Raw genomic sequence first — 605 nt, forward strand, 5'->3', positions numbered from 1 at the left:
CAAGCTCACTCTTTTCCCTCGGTTGGTTTTGATCTCTCTTGCCGGTTTTTCTCCCCAAATCAAAATATTGTGTTTTGTAAGCTCTTCAACATTTTGTGGCGTGCCGTATTTTTCTAAGTAACTCGGCGCTGCATAAAACTGAGCTTTGTGTTCGAACAGCGGGGTGGCTTTAAAGCTTAATGAATTGAGCTGTTCTAAATGACGACTGATGAAGAGATCCAAACTCAGTTCCGGCAGTTGACCGGGTAGCGTCGTGGTGAGTTGCAGAGTGATATCGGGGTATTTTTCTAGAAAATCATCAAGGTAGTGGACTAAAAACTTAGAACCTACCGCCAACGTTGCGCCAATCTTTAACAGACCGGCCGGAGACTGGTTTACTGAGCGAGTTTCATCTAACACGGACTGCCAAGAGTCAAGTTGCACTTTGGCTCGCTCGTAGAATAGGGCACCAGCTTCGGTTTGACTTATTGAACGAGTGGTACGCTTGAGTAACTGGACGCCAATTTTGTCCTCTAACCACTGGATACGCTTGCTGATGGCGGAGCTTGTCGTGTTGAGCTTCCGTGCGGCTGCATTGAAGCTGCCTTCTTCGATAACTCGAATGT

1 protein-coding gene is annotated in these 605 nt (G+C 46.8%); it reads right to left on the reverse strand.

What is annotated here, in order from left to right; translation table 11 throughout:
• Positions 1-603: LysR family transcriptional regulator (locus R7Z77_RS26775; protein WP_318137226.1), on the reverse strand; the 603-nt coding region annotated here is incomplete at its 3' end.
• Positions 604-605 lie beyond the last annotated feature (2 nt).

The sequence above is a fragment of the Vibrio sp. 1401 genome (assembly GCF_033340295.1).